The organism is Streptomyces sp. WMMC1477, from assembly GCF_027460245.1.
Taxonomy (GTDB): Bacteria; Actinomycetota; Actinomycetes; order Streptomycetales; family Streptomycetaceae; genus Streptomyces.
Map to the genome: position 1 here is coordinate 4,806,254 of NZ_JAPZBD010000003.1, position 15,164 is coordinate 4,821,417.

8 protein-coding genes are annotated in these 15,164 nt (G+C 71.4%); 6 read left to right on the forward strand and 2 right to left on the reverse strand.

Features of this window, described 5'->3' with window-relative positions:
- Nucleotides 1–91 precede the first annotated feature (91 nt).
- Nucleotides 92–934: a helix-turn-helix domain-containing protein gene (locus O7609_RS21400; protein WP_269744059.1), complete on the forward strand. Its 843-nt coding sequence runs from the start codon at nt 92–94 to the stop codon at nt 932–934.
- On the forward strand, nt 916–1,125 hold the full coding sequence (locus O7609_RS21405) for a DUF397 domain-containing protein (RefSeq protein ID WP_269744060.1): 210 nt from the start codon (nt 916–918) through the stop codon (nt 1,123–1,125). Before O7609_RS21400 ends, O7609_RS21405 begins: the two co-directional genes overlap by 19 nt.
- 65 nt (nt 1,126–1,190) lie before the next feature.
- Here the strand turns inward: O7609_RS21405 and pglX are convergent, their stop codons facing one another.
- Entirely contained in the window at nt 1,191–4,814 is a 3,624-nt protein-coding gene (gene pglX / locus O7609_RS21410; protein WP_269744061.1) for a BREX-2 system adenine-specific DNA-methyltransferase PglX, read from the reverse strand.
- A complete protein-coding gene (pglW, locus tag O7609_RS21415; RefSeq protein WP_269744062.1) occupies nt 4,811–9,628 on the reverse strand; it encodes a BREX system serine/threonine kinase PglW in 4,818 nt (1,605 codons plus the stop codon). Before pglW ends, pglX begins: the two co-directional genes overlap by 4 nt.
- A gap of 307 nt (nt 9,629–9,935) precedes the next feature.
- On the opposite strand from pglW, the gene O7609_RS21420 reads away from it, so the two are divergent.
- From O7609_RS21420 to O7609_RS21435, 4 genes are all read left to right on the forward strand, one after another.
- On the forward strand, nt 9,936–11,603 hold the full coding sequence (locus O7609_RS21420) for a serine/threonine-protein kinase (RefSeq protein WP_269735380.1): 1,668 nt from the start codon (nt 9,936–9,938) through the stop codon (nt 11,601–11,603).
- Between the two features lie 236 nt (nt 11,604–11,839).
- A complete protein-coding gene (locus O7609_RS21425; RefSeq protein WP_269744063.1) occupies nt 11,840–13,084 on the forward strand; it encodes a GAF domain-containing protein in 1,245 nt (414 codons plus the stop codon).
- 142 nt (nt 13,085–13,226) lie between these two features.
- On the forward strand, nt 13,227–14,744 hold the full coding sequence (gene exaC / locus O7609_RS21430) for an acetaldehyde dehydrogenase ExaC (RefSeq protein WP_269735378.1): 1,518 nt from the start codon (nt 13,227–13,229) through the stop codon (nt 14,742–14,744).
- On the forward strand, nt 14,744–15,163 hold the full coding sequence (locus O7609_RS21435; RefSeq protein ID WP_269735377.1) for a DUF779 domain-containing protein: 420 nt from the start codon (nt 14,744–14,746) through the stop codon (nt 15,161–15,163). The genes exaC and O7609_RS21435 overlap by 1 nt, the downstream gene beginning before the upstream one ends.
- The last annotated feature ends 1 nt before the right edge of the window (nt 15,164 follow it).

Below are 15,164 nucleotides of genomic sequence, written 5' to 3' on the forward strand. Positions count from 1 at the left end.
ACGTGAGCGGGCGGGATGGTTCCACGCCGTTCCACGCTTGTTCCACACCTTCCACGGGCGGGACCAACGGCCAGCACGGAGGGGAACACCGATGCCGCAACGTCGCGTCGTCACGGGCCGGAGCCAGGAGCCACGCCAGCGTTTCGCCGAGGAGCTGCGGAGACTGCGGTCGCAGAAGGGCATCACCCTGCGGCAGCTCGGTGAGCGGATGGGCTGGGACTGGTCGCTGTTCGGCAAGATGGAGAAGGGCGACACCATCGGCAGCCCCGAGGTCGCCGAGGCGCTGGACGACTTCTACGGCACCCCCGGCCTGCTCCTCGCCATGTGGGAGCTGGCCGCCGGCGACAAGACGCAGTTCCGCGAGCAGTACCGGCGGTACATGACGCTGGAGGCCGAAGCGGTCAGCCTGTGGCACTTCGCGGTGAGCGTCCTGCCGGGGCTGGTGCAGACGCCGGAGTACGCGCGCGAGGTGCTGTCCGCTGGCGGCTTGAAGGGCCCTGAGCTTGACCAACAGGTCGAGGCTCGGATGAGTCGACGCGAACTGCTGGAGGGTGAGGACGCCCCGCCGTTCCGCACGATCCTGTCGGAGGCGGTCCTGCGGACGCCGTTGGAGGACCCAGGGGCGTGGCGGCAACAGCTTGAGTACGTCGCGCAGGTGGCAGAGCGGCCGAACGTGACGATGCAGGTATTGCCACTGAAGTCGGGCCTTCACGGACTCACCAACGCGACGGTGATGTTCCTGCGGCTCATGGACGCTCGCACTGTGGCCTACACCGAGCACGGCTACGGCGGTGACTTGATCGAGGCGAACGGGCCAGTCGAGCGCTTGCATCGTGCATACGATGCAATGCGCGACTTGGCGATGTCCCCGGTCGAGTCGCAGAAGTTCGTCCTGGCCATGTTGGAGGCAGCACCGTGCGACCCATCGACCTGAGCACCATTACTTGGCGCAAGAGCAGCTACAGCAACCAGGATGGAGGCGAGTGTGTCGAGGTATCGGACGATCTCTCCGCCGTTGTCCCGGTGCGTGACAGCAAGACGCCGCGTGGCCCCGTGCTCGTTTTCCCGGAAGGCGGCTGGACGTCGTTCGTCGGAGCGGTGAAGAGCGGACGGCTCACGGCCTGAACCACGCGCACGCAACGGCTCCTGCGATATGCCGATCGCAGGAGCCGTTGACGTTGCGTGCGGGGCTACTTCTTCGCCGCGCGACGGCCTCTTGTCGCGGCGGGAGGACGCCAGGCGCGCAGGTCGTCGTCGGTGAGGCCGTGCTCGCCCTGCACCATCTGCCGGTCACCCCGGAAGAACGCGGCGGGGGAGGAGCCGAAGGCCGCGTCGAACTCGTTGTGCCACTGGTCCAGCCAGGGCTGGAGCTCCAGCAGTCCGGCGAGGAAGGGGGTCAGCTCCTCGGTGGTGAGCGCTTCGTGCGTGGCGATGTAGGTGTCGAGGGCGTACGCCTGCTCCTGGTGGTCCCACCCGGCCCAGCCGTAGAGCTGCGGCGTCGCGACGTTGGCCTGCCCGTAGGAGATGAACCGCTCCTTGGGCACGTCCAGCTTGCCGCGCGCCCGCCAGTAGGAGGGCCGCAGGAAGTCGGCGGAGGTGTACTTCGGCGGGACGGGGATGGTGTCGCGGATCTTCCGCTTGGCCTGCTCGTCCGGGGCGGCGTCCTCCTGCCGCTGGAGGTCCCACACGTGCTCCCAGTCGGCCCGCTTCTTGAGCCCGGACGGCTTGTACCGCAACGCGGCGAGGAACGGCACGTGCTCGTCGCTCATCAACTCGGCGACGACGGCGGGCAGCTCCTTGCGCGGTGCGTAGATCTTCGCCACGGACACGAAGTCCTCGTCCCGCGACAACGCATCGGTCAACCGACTCAACGTGACCAGCGCAGGCATGCCGTTCTCATCGAACCAGTGCTCCCGCGCCTCAGTCTGGTCCAACAGCCAGGCGCGCAGCGCCTTCTCCTGAAGTGAGTCCCACCCTTCAGTAGCCCACCGCCGCTTGTACTCCGGCCGCTCGATCATCCCGATTGCTCGTGACGACTCGATGGCATCAATCCGCTTTTGCACCACCTCGCGATACGCGGCTGGCCAATGCTGCGGGATCTCAGTGATGGGCGTAGAACCATGCCGCTTGAACCACTCGTCACTGGCTTCTCCGGCAGCCACGCGCCGAGCAAGTACGATCTCGAACGCACGTTCCCCAAGCGTGATGGAAGGAATCTCGGGCGACTCAGGATCTTCGGAGGTGCGAAGGTCCTCGGAGTGCAGGTCGTAGATAGAATAAACTTGCCAGTCCAATTCCTCCTGCAATGCGATCATCCGCGCACGCAGAGAGTGCCACAGGGGTCTGGAGTCATGGAGAGTCTTGGTTGAAGGCGTGGCGTGTTTAGCAAGTTCTGTGGGACTGGTGGTGGCGACCTGCTGCGCAAGATTTTCTAGGGTAATAGCAAAACGCGTGGGGTATTCTTTGGGTAGGGGGAAGTCCTGAACCCTAGTCCCGGTGAATTCATAGAAACGTTCCCAGGGTTGCGATTTGTAACCCTCGTTGACTCCTTGGCTACCCTTGTCGTGACTCACCGTTTTGAGCCAGAATCCCGCTGCGGAGCTATTTAGCAGCCCAAGTAGCCGCAGATGATCCTCCTCGGTTGCTCCCTCCCGCAACTTGATCACCGGCGCCGTACGGGTGAACGCACTTCCATTGCGATCCAAAATGACATGATTGTGTGTTGCGACGAAAGCGAAATTGAGGGACCACGGGTGTGTACCGTCATCCTTGGGTAGCTGGTGCCACTCCCACCAGGGCCGGTTTCCCTCGAAGTAGGTACGCCCAGAGAAAGTTGAGCGATTTCCCAGTTCGGTGCGATTCTGCCAAAGGATGCGCCCAATGTTCGGCATATTCGCGAGTGGCGCCGTTGAGTGTGACGAATCGTATGGGTGGATGACCCAGTCTCCGGTCGCGAGGTTGAAGTCGCGAACCTCATCACCAGCTCCTATAGGCTTCGTGTAGTTCTTCTCGGCTCCGCGCCTCTTGAGTACTCTAAGTGGCATCGTGAAGGCATCGTCTGCGTGAGTGTCGCCGTAGAAGCCGATTCTGAAAGTGTGGGATTTGAGCCGGTTTACACTGAGGGAAGATGTGGCCTCGATCAGCTCCAAACCGCCATCGATCAAAATCCATGGCTTCTTACTGAAGTAGCGGGTTCGGTCCAAGTCGTCGACCGAGACCCACGGACTCACGGACCCCGGCTTGTCGATCTGCTTCACGATCGACTGCCAGACCAACCCGTCTTCGCCGCTTTGCGGCGTCTCAGGCTCCCCCTGAATACTTCGGACCGTGCGTACTCTCGTAGGTCGGGCACCACCAGAGCGGCGGTTGCCGACGAGGATGACCGTAGGCGTACCGTGTCCTGGAATATAGGCGCCGGAAGTGTCGATGACCTCCGTCAGTGCTACGTCATCCCGGAAGAAAGACTCGATCAGCTTCGTTCCGAACTCGCGCTTCATGAAGGAGTTCGCAGTGATCTGGCCTACCATGCCGTAGCCGCTGCCCTCGGCGTCGCCTCGGCAGGCGAGTTCGAAGAACCGTTGTGCGAACGGGACCGACAACGCGTACGTGCCGCCGCAGGCGTCGTAGAGCTCCCGGTACAGCGCGTTGAGCTTCTTGTCCTTCACCGTGATGTACGGCGGGTTCCCCACCACCACGTGGTACCGGCCCGGCTCCAGGATGCCGGGGTGTTCGTGGATGTCCTCCGGGGCGTACGTGAAGTCGGCCAGTTCGTCCCCGCTTCCGCCGAGGAGGTCCGCCTCGGCGAACAGGGCGTCCTGCCGGTGCTTGATCAGGGAGTCGCCCACGGCCACGTGCATCGGCCACTCGTACCGGTTGGCCTCCGCCATCGTCCGGACGCCGCTCGCCGCCATCGCGGCCACCAGCAGCCGGAAGCGCGCGATGGCCACGGCGAAGGGGTTGATGTCCACGCCGTGGACGGAGTCCAGCGCCGCCCGCACGCGCTCGTGGACGTCACGACCGGGCTGGCCCTCGCCCCACAGCCGCAGCAGACGCCGGAACGCGCCCAGCACGAAGTGTCCCGACCCGCAGGTGGGGTCGATCATCTTCAGGCCCTCGTAGCCGAACTCGCGGACCGCCGGGTCCATGGTCCGGTCGAGGATGAACTCCTCCACGAACTCCGGGGTCTGGAGCAGCGCGTACGTCTTCCGGGCGGCCTCGCTCAGGTCCTGGTAGAGGTCGCCCAGGAAGCGGGTGTCCCAGCCCTCGGTCCCGTCCTCGTTGAGCCGGTCCGTGAAGTCGTGGACGAGGACACCCGACTCGTCGCGCTCGCGCCAGAAGTCCACCAGGTCCCGCGCGCCGTCGTGGGACAGCGGGATCTGGTAGAGCGGGTTGTGGCGGCGGTCGAAGAGGAGACGTCCGGCCTGCCCCGCGCCCAGCTCGTCGAAGGCGTGCTCCAGCCAGCCCCGGTACGTCGGGTCGTCGGACGTGGCGACGTAGTCCTCGAAGCGGGCCAGCGCCACGTCGAGGCGGTCCGTCTCCGGAGCCGTCAGGTACGGCTCCGGGATCAGCTCGTTGTCCTCGCAGAAGCGGACGAAGACCGTGCCGAGGACCCAGGCCACCGCGACCTGTGTGACGCGCTCGTCCAGCCAGGAGTTCCACGTCGCCGCCGTGCGGCCCAGCTTGCGCGCCTGGTCGTACTCCGCACGAAGCTTCGCACCCACCTCGGCAAGCGACTTCACCTGCTGCCCGAGATCCGCCTCGACCGCCTTGACCTGCTTCTTCAGGTCCTCCAGCAACGCCTTGCGGTCGATCACGTGGCCACTCCCTCGGTTCCCTCGGCCTCGACACCCTGCTCGCCGGACCGGTGGGCGTTGTTCACCCACGCGTCCGGAAGTTCGATCCACTCGCCCAGCCCGGCCTGGTACGCCACCGCGACCTGGCCCAGCTTCGGCTCCCGCGCCGGGTCGGGCTGCGGCACCAGCAGCCACAGCCCGCGACCGCCCTGCCGGGCCGCCTCCGCCAGCCGGTCCAGCACGCCCATCGCGTCGTAGCGCGCGAACGCCGCCGCCTCCGTCAGCAGGACCGGGCCGGTGCCGGTGCCGGCCGCGCTCCCGGCGTTCCCGCCACCGCCGGTCAGTAGCGCGCGCACCTGCGGCTCCACCGCGCCCCAGGCCGTGCGCGCGTACTCGGCGAACTTCGCCGCGCCGCGCGAGCCGGGCTCGGCGGCGTCCGCCTTGAGCAGGGTCTCCCACGTCGGCTTGGTGCCCGGCGGCACGAGCCCGTGCAGCGCCGTGAGGAACAGCTCGGTGACGGAGACGGCCTGCGCGTTCGTCCGGTCCGCGCGGGCGAGCTGCCGGGCCGCCGCGTGGAAGCTGTCCTGGTGGACGGTGAGCACCCGGTAGCCGTCGCGGCGCGCGGAGGCCGTCAGCCGTTCCTCCGCGCGCACCGCGCCCGCCACCGACGGGTCGTCGGCGTACCGCGTCACCGCGCCGACGCCCGTGGAGCGGCGCCAGGCGCCCGTCGTCAGGTAGCTGGACGCGGCGTCCGTCCGGGCGGGCAGGTAGCGCGAGGTGTTCAAGCCCTCGCGCGTGGCCAGTTTCAGGTCGAAGCCGGCCTCGCGCAGCGCCTTGGTGAGCGGGCCGCCGGTCGGCAGCTCGCGGGTCGTGCCGCCGCGCGGGTCGGGGACGACGAGCTCGGGGAAGCGGGCCCGTACCCGCTCGTGGATCTCGCCCGCGGTCACGCCGGGCTGCCGCTCCTCCGGGACGCCGGGGTTCAGCCGGACCAACCCGGCCTGCGTGAGGCGCAGGGCGCGCACCAGCGGCAGGTCGCGCGGGTAGATCTCCAGCCGGGGGGTGGCCGCCGCGTTGGCGGAGCCCGCCGCCGCCAGCTCGACCAAGCGGCGTTCGTCCCACTCCACCGCGCCGGGCGGCGGGGTGAGCGCGCCCAGCTCGCCGAGCACCGTCGTCGCCGTCGGCAGGGTGTCCAGGCGGGCGAGCCGGTCGGCCGTCCGGCCCAGCCGCGTCGCGTAGTCCAGCAGCGCGGGGGCCGTCGGGGTGTCGGGGGCGTCGTCCTCGCGGACGTCCAGCGCGAGCAGGCCCGCGCTGAGCTCCTCCTGCGTCGCCCTGCGGTTGGCCTGGTGCTGGAACTCCGCCTCTGCGGGCTCCAGTTGCTCCACCTCCACCACGGCGCGGACGGCGGCCAGGGCCAGCGCGCGGCGCTGCCCGCGCTCGGCGAGCTGCGTGCCGCGCCGCACGGCCAGCGCGTCCGCGATCTCGACGGCGGAGGCGACCCGGCCCATCCCCACGAGCAGGTCGATGATCTCCTCGCGCAGGGCCCGCACGGCGGGATGCTTCTTCCAGCGCTTGCGCTCCTCCTTGAGGAGCTGCGGGATGCGCCCCGCGGACAGGCCCACCGCGTCGGCGACGTCCTTCTGCTTGGGCCAGACGCCGATGCCGGGCAGCTCCCCGTGCTCGTCGGGCAGCCGCAGCAGGAGGCGGACCGTCTCCACCTTGTTGTGGTTGGAGCGGTTGTTGTTCAGCGCGGGGACGAGGACGGTGGCCAGCGTGTCGAGACTGACCGAGCGCAGCGCCTTGCCGCTCAGCCCGCCGGCGCCCTCGCGCGTCACGACCGATCCGAGGACGGCGGACTCCGCCCGGGTGAGCTGTTCCAGCTCCTCCTGCGCCTCCGCCCGGCCGCGCGGCGTCAGCGGTGAGACCGGGGCCTCGCGCAGCCGCTCGCCCCACTCGCGCTGGCGGCGCTGCACCTCGCCGCGCGTCTTGGCGCCCAGGCCCGGTGCGTTGAGCAGCTTGCGGCGGCTGTAGTCGAGGAGCTCGCCGACGGTGGTGATGTTCAGGCCGTAGAGGAAGGACTCGGCGGCGGGGGAGAGGCCGGAGGCCGACAGGTGCGTGTCCCGGGTGACGACGGCGGCGAGTCGTTCGCGCTCCTGCTCGGCGGTGAGCGGCTCGGCGTCCGCGATGGCGGCCGGGTGCCCGGCCGCCCGCTCGGCTCCCGGGGCGGCGTCGGCGGCTCCGGCGGGGCTCGGAGCGGCCCCGGCCCCGGCGGTGTTCCCCGGCGCGGCTGCCCCGCTGGCCGTCGCCTCCGGGCGGCGTGAACGGTGGCTGGAGGGCACCGTCTGCGAGGCGTCCAGGAAGACGCGCTTCCACGCGTCCCGCATCGGCTTCAGCTCGGGGAAGCGCTGGGCGGCGTCCCGGTGCAGGGCCTTGCGGAAGAAGGCGAGCAGCCCGTCGCGCACCGGGGACTCGAAGGCGTCGGCGGCGATGACCGGGTGCGGGAACTCCTCGGCGTCCGTCATCCTCGGGGGCACCGAGCCGTCGCCCCACCGGGGCAGTTCGCCCGAGGCCATCTCGTGCAGGGTCACGGCGACGGCGTAGCGCTCGGCGTGCGAGTCGTAGGCGGTGCGGGTCAGGGTGCCGATGAACGGATCGAGATAGCCCTCGGTGCCCGCCTCGTAGTCCTTCGCCGGGTAGCCGGCCAGCGAGAAGTCGATGAGGACCAGTTCGCGGGTGCGGTTGGGGCGGATGCGGACGGCGATGTTGTCCGGCTTGATGTCGCGGTGCCAGACGCTCTCGCCCTCCAGGAAGTCGACCGCGCCGAACAGGTAGTCGCCGTAGGCTTCGAGCTGGTCCAGCCGGAGGCGGCCCCCTTCGCGCAGCTGCCGGGCGACCGTCTCCTCGCGGCGCCGCGTGCGGGTGCCGGACGCCGCGGGCCGCTCGCCCGCGACGTCGTCCTCGCGCTCGTCACCCACGTACTCCAGGGCCAGGGCGGTGCGACCCGCGATCCGCAGGGGCTCACTCTCGACGAGCCGGATGATCCGCGAGTCCGGCCTCAGCCGGTTCATCATCCCGGCCTCGCGGGCCAGCACCTCGCCCCGGCTGTCGGACAGGGCGACCTTCAGCACCGCCAGCGTCCGGCCGCCGCGCGCCGCGGCCTGGAGATCGCGCACGAGGAAGGCGCGGCTGGTCGATCCCGTGCCCAGGCGGCGGCGGACCTCCCAGCGCCCGGCCAGGACGTCCCCGGCGACGGCCTCCAGCGGGTCCTTCTCCGAGGCGCCGGCCGCGACCGCTGCGGCGCCGGTCTCGCCGGCCTCCGGCGCGGGAGTCGAGGCCGGTGCGGTGAGACCGTCCTCGACGCACTCCAGCATGTCCAGGAACTCGTCCACGGTGGAGAGCCGCTGCTCGGGGCGGTACGCCGTGGCCGCCTGCACCAGGTCGTCGATGTCCTCGGACAGGCCGTCGACGACCGCGCTGGGACGCAGACCCTCGCCCGCCTCCAGCCGCGCCAGCAGCTCGGCCTGGCTCGCGGCCGGTGCCGTGCCGGTGGCCAGGAGATAGGTGAGGACGCCGAGCCCGTACACGTCCAGGGACACCGGGTCGGCCTTGAGCGCCGTCAACTCGGGCGCCAGATACGGGTCGGAGCCCTCGGAGAGGTGGGTGACGGACAGCGCCGTCGGCGCCAGCCGCGTCCCTCCCCGCGCCGAGCCGGGCGCCGAGCCGCCGTCGGTGCCGCTGCGCTGGGTGGCGATGTGCCAGTCGGAGATCTGCAGGCGCGGGGCGAGCCAGGCGGCCTCCTCGCCGATCGCCGCGCTCCGGCGGCCCCGGTTGCGGGGGATGACGTGCACCGAGCGGGCGGCCAGGCCCCGGTGGTGGATACGGCTGGAGTGGGCGGAGCGCACCGTCTCGGCGAGCTGCCGCACGAGCGCCATCCGGGTCAGGATGTCCAGCTTGTCCCCGTACTGGAGCAGGTACTCGTCCAGGCGCAGCGTCTGCGGGTGGTAGTCGAAGATCAGCGCCGGGCCCGCCGAGTGGCCGGACGGGTCGTACTGCCGTAGCTGGACGACGCCGGGGTGGCGGAAGCGGCGCAGCACCGCCGCCTCCCGCCGGGCGGCGTTGTCCACCGACTGCCGCAGCGACGCGTCGGCCCCCCGCTCGCGCAGGTAGATCCGCACCCGGGCGGGCTCGGGCAGCTCGCTGTGCTGCGCGAGGTAGTCGGCCCACGTCGGCCCGGAGTCGAACGACTTCCGCTCCAGCTTGTACGGGCCGACCTTGTACTCGGCGTCGCTCTTGCGGATGCCGACGCGCTCCAGCGCCCCCTTGACCTCCCGCGAGACGGTCACCGTCACGCGGCGACGCTCGTCACGCGGCGGCTGCTTCAGCATCCGCACGAGCTGGGCGACGGTGTGGACGCCGTGCTGCTCGTGCGGGGGCAGGCGGATGCGCAGGCTGTCGTCGGTGAAGCACACGGCCTCGGCGACCCACACCCGCCGACCGGCGCTGCCGAGCAGGGCGGCCAGCTCCTTGGCCTTCTTGTTGACCAGGTGCAGCGGGTTGCCGTGCGGCTCGCGGCGCCCGCCCGGCCTGGTCTGCACCCAGGTGCCGTTCTCGCTGGTGACCGAGCCGTGCCAGTGCTTGAGCTCGATCATCCACACCCCGGCCGGCGCGACGACGAGCAGATCCACCTCACGCACGTGCCCGGTGTTCGCGGTGAACGTGAAGTTCGACCAGGCCCGCCAGGGGTCGGCGTCCGGCAACTGCTCGCGGACGGCCTCCAGGCCACGGCGCTCGTGGTCGAACTCGGACTCGGTGACCGTCGTCCACCGGCCTTCCCGCATGCGCAACTCCCCGCCTACGTCCCAGGTACTCCGGGCCCGCCCGCCCCGGCCTCCGCACGCTCCCGCGCAACGCCGACGAACCTGGCGAAATCCTAGTCCCGCGCGGTGACAGGGGACGGCGAGGGTGTCGGGAGCGTGACGGAGCGGTTACGTGGCCGACGCCGCCCGCGGTGGGTGGCCGACGGCGGACGTGCGTCGGGCGGCGGGAGTCCACCGGCGGGCGGTCAGCCGAGCAGCTGCGCCGCCGGCTTCGCGGCGTCGCCGGGCCGGTGTGGGCCCGTCGGTGGGGTCTCGTAGCATCCTTCGTATGACGGAGGGGGAGCCCGGCAGACGGGTGATCGACGGCCGCTTCGCGCTGGAGGCGCGCCTCGGCGGTGGCGGCATGGGCATGGTGTGGCGGGCGCGGGACCTCGTGCTGGACCGGGCTGTGGCACTGAAGGAGGTCCGGCCGCCCGACCCGGAGCTGGCCGAGTTCGACCCCCAGGCCGCCGCCACGCTGCGGGCCCGGGTGCTGCGGGAGGCACGGGCGCTGGCCCGCGTCGACCATCCCGGCGTGGTGACCATCCACCACGTCGTGGACGGCGGCGAACACCCCTACCCGTGGCTCGTCATGGAGCTGGTGACGGGCGGTTCGCTGGCCGACCGGCTCGCGCGCGGCCCGATGGCGCCCCGCGACGCCGCCCGGCTGGGCCGGGAACTGCTCGCCGCGCTGCGGGCCGCCCACGAGGCGGGCATCGAGCACCGCGACGTCAAGCCCGCGAACGTCCTGCTGCGGCCCGACGGGCGTCCGGTCCTCACCGACTTCGGCATCGCGGCCGTCCGGGAGGCGACGGCGCTCACGGCCACCGGCTCCGTCATCGGGACCCCCGACTACATGGCACCGGAGCGCATCTCGGGCCAGACCGGCGGCCCGGGGGCGGATCTGTGGTCGCTGGCGATGATGCTCTACGTGGCTGTGGAGGGCCGCCACCCGCTGCGCAAGGACAGCACCCTCGCCACGCTGGCCGCCGTCCTCAACGAGGAGCTGCCGCCGCCGGCGCAGGCCGGTCCGCTCACGGCCGTGCTGACGGCGGCGCTGCGCAAGGACCCGGCCGCCCGGCCCTCCGCCGCGGCCCTGGACGCCCTGCTCGCGGCGGTCGAGGGCGGCCACCCCGTCCCGCAGTCCGAGCCCGCCGACGCCCCGCCGTCCGTCGGTGAGGCCGTCACCTCCTACCGCGTCAGCCCGCCCTCCGCTCCGACCGGACCGGTGGAGCCGCCCCGGGACGCCGTCCCGAAGCGCCCCGTACGCCGGGGTCGCCGCATCGCGCTGGCCGCCTCGGTCGCCGCGGCCGTGCTGACGGGCGTCCTCGTGGCCACCGTCCTGCCGTGGGGCGGCGACGGCGACGGGGACGGTGACGGCGACCCGGCGGCGAAGCCGTCCCGCACGGCCGCGGAGCCGCGCACCCCCGAGCCCACCGCGACACCCGCCCGGAACCCGGAGACCGAGGGGCCGGACCGCCCCGCCGAGGAGCCGCCGACGGACCTGCTCACCCCGGACGGCATCCGCACCGCCGTGGAGGCGCTCAGGGAGGCAACGGGCACGGACCGCATGAGCTCCTTCACCGTCCACCAGACGCACGTCTCGGCCAACGTCATGGTCGACGGCAGCGACAGCCGGTACGACAGCTGGAGCTATCGCCCCGAGCGCGGGGCGGAGAAGGGCATCATCCAGGGTTCGGTCGGCGCGCTGGAGAGCCCGTTCAGCATCGACGACCTCGACTGGGACGCCCTCCCCTCCCTGCTCCGGCGGGCCGACAAGGAGCTCAACGTCGAGGACGTCACCTCGCGCTACCTCGTCGTGCGCGCCCCCGACCCGACGTTCGACACCCCACTGGGCATGGCCGTCTACCTGTCGAACGACTACCGCCAGGTCGGCTTCCTGGAGGCGGACCCGAACGGCGAGGTCACCCGCGTCGTCCCCAACGAGGGCGACTGACCCGGGGCGGCCGCCGTCACCCGGCCGACGCGGCCCGAAAGCGCCCAGGTCGGCGTCGACCGCGGGCGCCCCGTACCCCACGCGCGGTGGTGCCCGCGCTCGCGACCGCCGACGCCACCTTGCGTTCCGCCCTCCCTCGCCGAAGACTTCGGGACGGAGCCGCACTCCCGCCGCGCGTCCCGAGCGCACGGGGGCCGGTCTTCGGCAGTCCCCGTACGAGGACAGGGGGGAAGCGCATGGCGGTCACGGGCGAACTCAGGCGGCGCAGGGCCACCTTGGAGCACGCGTGGTCGCGGCTCGTGCCCGCACTGGGCGAGGCCGGGCCGCCGTCCGACGTCCCCCAGGCGCTGCGCCGGGAGGTGACCGAGTCCTGGGCCCGCTCGCTCGGCAGTGTCGACCCGCGGCAGACCAGCGCTCCCGTGGCGGAGGACGGCGCCGTGCACCACCGCTGGGCGAGCTCGCCGCTGCGCGCCCCGGTGCGCGCCCTCGCCGCCGAACTGCGCGGGGTCGCCGACGATGCCGGTTTCGTCAGCGCCGTCACCGATGAGAGCGGCACCATCCTGTGGACCTGCGGCGGCACGACCATGCGCCGCCGTGCCGAGCGCGTCAACTTCGCGCCCGGTGGTCGCTGGGACGAGGCGGCCATGGGCACCAACGCGCTCTCCCTGGCCCTGCGTACCGGACGTCCGAGCAGCGTCTTCTCCGCCGAGCACCTGGTGACCGCCCTGCACGGCTGGGTCTGCTATTGCGCGCCCATCCACGGGCCCGACGGCCGCGTCCTGGGCGTGCTGGACCTCTCCACCACCTGGGACCGTTCGCATCCGCTGGCCATGTCCACCGTCCGCGGCCTCACTTCCCGCATCGAGGCCGGACTGCGCGACGCGGGCGTGAACGAGGCCGACGTCCGCCGGAAGCCGGACCCGGTGCGGCTGACCTGCCTCGGGGCCGGGTACGCCGACCGGGGAGGGAGCCGGCTGGCGCTGCCGCCCCGCCAGGTGGAGATCCTCACCCTGCTGGCGCTGGAACCCGACGGGTTCTCGCCCCAACGGCTGCGCACGGCACTCTACGGCGACCGTCCGGTGACGGCCTCCACCTTCAAGGCCGAGATGTCCCACCTGCGCCGCACACTCGGCGGCGCGGTCGCCACCCGGCACTACGCGCTGACGGTTCCCGTGCGCTGCGACGCGGTGGAGGTGCTGCGTGCCCTGGAGCGCGGCGACACCGATACCGCCCTGCGGCGTTACCGGGGGCCGCTGCTTCCCGGCTCGGAGGCGCCGGGCGTCCTGGAGTGGCGCAGCCATCTCGACGTCGCCGTGCGCGAGGCGGTGCTGGCCAGCGTCCGTGCCGAGCACGCGCTGCGGCACGGGGAACGGTCCCCGGACGACGTGGCCGTGCACGAGCACGCACTCGCCCTGCTCGCCCGCGACGACGTCCGCCGGGGCCTCGTCCTCGGCCGCCTCCACCGCGCCCTGCGGCACTGACCCGAACAGGCCCCGAGGGCGGAGAGCGCCAACCTCCCGCCAACCTCGAACCGGGAGGGTGGGCCCGGGCGGACGGTGACGGTGCCGTCCGCCCGCCGAGGCACCAGACCATCCACCACCCCGCTCACCGAGGAGAGCCGCCATGGTGTACGCGCAGCCGGGCCGTGAGGGCAGCGTCGTCAGTTTCGCCCCGCGCTATGACAACTTCATCGGCGGCGACTGGGCCGCTCCCGCCGAAGGCCGCTACTTCGCGAACCCCTCCCCGGTCACGGGAGAGGACTTCTGCGAGGTGGCCCGCTCCTCCGCCGCCGACGTCGAGGCCGCGCTGGACGCCGCCCACGCGGCCGCCGACGCCTGGGGCACCACGTCCCCCGCCGAGCGCGCCCGTGTGCTGAACCGGATCGCGGACCGGATCGAGGAGAATCTGGAGAAGCTCGCGGTCGCCGAGACCTGGGAGAACGGCAAGCCCGTCCGGGAGACGCTCGCCGCGGACCTGCCGCTGGCCGTCGACCACTTCCGCTACTTCGCCGGGGCCGTGCGCGCCCAGGAGGGCAGCATCGGCGAGATCGACGCCGACACCGTCGCCTACCACTTCCACGAACCGCTGGGCGTCGTCGGCCAGATCATCCCGTGGAACTTCCCCATCCTCATGGCCGCGTGGAAGCTCGCGCCCGCCCTGGCCGCCGGGAACTGCGTGGTGATCAAGCCGGCCGAGCAGACGCCGGTCAGCCTGCTGCTCGTCGTCGAGCTGATCGCGGACCTCCTGCCCCCGGGCGTCGTCAACGTCGTCAACGGCTTCGGGGTCGAGGCGGGCAAGCCGCTGGCGTCCAGCCCCCGCATCGCCAAGATCGCCTTCACCGGCGAGACCACGACCGGTCGGCTGATCATGCAGTACGCCAGCGAGAACATCATCCCCGTCACGCTGGAGCTGGGCGGCAAGAGCCCGAACATCTTCCTGCCGGACGTCCTGGCCGCCGACGACGAGTTCCTGGACAAGGCGGTCGAGGGTTTCGTGATGTTCGCGCTCAATCAGGGCGAGGTGTGCACGTGCCCCTCACGCGCCCTGATCCACTCCTCGATCTACGACGCGTTCATGGAGCGCTGCATCGAACGCACGCGGGCCATCACGGCGGGCGATCCCCTGGACCCGGCGACCATGATCGGTGCCCAGGCCAGCAACGACCAGTACGAGAAGATTCTGTCCTACATCGACATCGGCACCCAGGAGGGGGCCGAGATCCTCACCGGCGGCGGCGCGCGTACCGTGCCGGGCCTGGAGGGCGGCTTCTACGTCGAGCCGACCATCTTCCGCGGGACCAACGACATGCGCGTCTTCCAGGAGGAGATCTTCGGTCCGGTGGTCTCCGTGACCACCTTCGACTCGGTGGACGAGGCCGTGAAGATCGCCAATGACACCCTCTACGGGCTCGGCGCCGGGGTGTGGAGCCGCGATGCGAACGACGCCTACCGGCTCGGCCGGGCGATCAGGGCGGGCCGGGTGTGGACCAACTGCTACCACGCCTATCCGGCGCACGCGGCGTTCGGCGGCTACAAGAGCTCGGGCATCGGCCGCGAGAACCACAAGATGATGCTCGACCACTACCAGCAGACCAAGAACCTCCTGGTCAGCTACGCCCCGCAGAAGCTCGGATTCTTCTGATGCCTGCCGTTCCCGGCACCGAGCGGGTCCGCCGCGTGGAGCTGAGCCACGCCGCGGCCGACCTCCTGCGCCGGCTCGAGTCACTGCACGGCCCGCTGATGTTCCACCAGTCCGGTGGCTGCTGCGACGGCAGTTCGCCCATGTGCTATCCGCGCGGCGAGTTCCGTGTGGGCGGTGCGGACGTCCTGCTCGGACGCGTTCAGGGCGACACGCCCTTCTGGATGAGTGCGGAGCAGTACGACCGCTGGCGGCACACCCATCTGACCGTGGACATCGTCCCCGGACGGGGGAGCGGATTCTCCCTGGAGGCACCCGAAGGGGTCCGGTTCCTGCTCCGTTCCCGGCTGCTGACGGACCGGGAGCTGGCCCGGGCCGAGGCCGAACCCCCGCTCCCCACGGGAGCGGACCTCCCCGGCTGAG